The organism is Clostridium sp. Cult1 (genome assembly GCF_021655095.1).
GTDB lineage: Bacteria > Bacillota > Clostridia > Tissierellales > Tepidimicrobiaceae > Schnuerera.
In genome coordinates this window covers 1,100,731-1,102,449 of the sequence record NZ_PPXW01000001.1, presented here as the reverse complement: position 1 = coordinate 1,102,449, position 1,719 = coordinate 1,100,731, and the positions used below count along the sequence as shown (strand labels likewise).

At 29.4% G+C, this 1,719-nt stretch carries 3 protein-coding genes; all 3 read right to left on the bottom strand.

Annotated features, from left to right (window positions below; genetic code table 11):
- The coding region (locus C3E89_RS05395) for an accessory gene regulator B family protein (protein WP_236911452.1) at window positions 1–362 on the bottom strand (362 nt) is incomplete at its 3' end.
- A gap of 201 nt (window positions 363–563) precedes the next feature.
- On the bottom strand, window positions 564–1,364 hold the full coding sequence (locus C3E89_RS05390; protein WP_236911451.1) for a hypothetical protein: 801 nt from the start codon (window positions 1,362–1,364) through the stop codon (window positions 564–566).
- Between the two features lie 103 nt (window positions 1,365–1,467).
- Window positions 1,468–1,719, bottom strand: a 252-nt coding sequence (locus C3E89_RS05385) for a hypothetical protein (protein ID WP_236911450.1), incomplete at its 5' end; no start/stop codon positions are given.

The window sequence follows — 1,719 nt, the reverse complement described above, 5'->3', positions numbered from 1 at the left end:
AATACGACTATTATAGATAAAATTAATGACAACAACCCTATAATTGGTTTATAAACAGATAGAGTTATCTTATTTATAAATATTAAAACTATAAAAACTAATATGGAATAGATATAACATTCATAATAATGTTTTGCATGATACCCACCCGTATAGGATTTTAGAAAAAAATATACTGTTAGATATGCTACTCCAGAAATCCATTCCTCTATTAATAATCCTAGGATTAATATGCTAATTGATGTAAACAAAGTAGAAATAAGCAATTCTAAACCATATATATAAATATCCCTATCCTCTATATCTATTATTTTATTGGTTATCAAATAAAAACTTATATCTTCAGCCAATTTATGTAGCATCTTTGCCCTCCATAAAATTTAACTTTATTTACTAAAAATATACCATATTTAATCTTAAATTTGTTCAATATGGTACGAATGGTAGGAAAAACGGTACGAATAGCAAAATAAAAGCTAGATTTTTAAAAATCTACCTTTTATTTTGCTATTCTTTTCTTATATAAATTAAAGCTATTAAATTTTTAAATTCAATTCAATAAATTACTTTTCTTCAATTTTTATAATATCCTTCTCACTTATCGTTTCAAGCTTGAACTCACCTATAATTGTCTTGCCATCTACCTTGTATAAAGGTACTATTTTTACATCATCACTTTTTTGTCTTTCCATCATTTTTACAGCTTCTTCTGGATTTTCTGCAGCTTCAGGTTCGATATCTTCAGAACGAACATACCCTAAAGTACCATCTACTCCACGAGCTTTGATTAAATCTGGAGCTACACCCAAAATAGCTTCTTTAGATCCTGAACCGTATGTTTCTCCATTGCTATTTACCTCATAACCCGAATCATCTATATGCTCAGTAGTAATATATAATGAAAGAGGTTTTCTTCCATCTCTAAGAGTCATAATAGGACTCTTGTACGTATAATATGTGTTATATCCATTTCCATTATATATCTTAACTTTCCCATGACTATAATAAGACCCATTATGTTCTGCAAATATAGGCACATTCATTCCTACTGTTTTTGGGCCACTATATTCCCATTCTTTCGCTGAAGCATATAAATAACCATTTGAATCATATACCCTAGGAAGTGCAGCCATAAGCCCAGCTTGAGGACTACCTTTAGTAAGACCTATATATGTTCCCGCTCTCAGACTCTTATATCCCTCTTTTATATCCGCAAAATATTCGTAGTCTTTTCCATTTACTGTAACATACTTATGATTACCCTCACTAGCAGTTGCAAAAACTAACATTACACCTAAAATACTAAATACTAATATAGAACAACTAACAACAAAAGTTAATTTCCTACAAAACTCTCTTTTCACTTTTCACTCTCCCTTTCTTTACTTCTTCTCTGGTTTCTTTGGTTCAAAGGTTAAAAACATTGACTGCTTTCCTTCTGCTGCTGTAGCTGTCTTCTTTGATAATTTAGCAATATTCCCTAATACTTTTGTCTTTACATTTTTTACTTTTCCCCCTTTTTAAAAATTTTTGTTTGAGTATTGAATATGCAATTGAAATATCTGTTAAAGCTAGCATAAACCATAAATCTAGTAGTTCAGCTTTTACTATATATCCTAGAATTATAATTATGCTCAAAAGTAATATTCTTCTTCTAGCTATTTTCTTATTTTTAATAATTTCCTCTTTCGTTTTTGGGTTATTCTTGTTTACAACTGG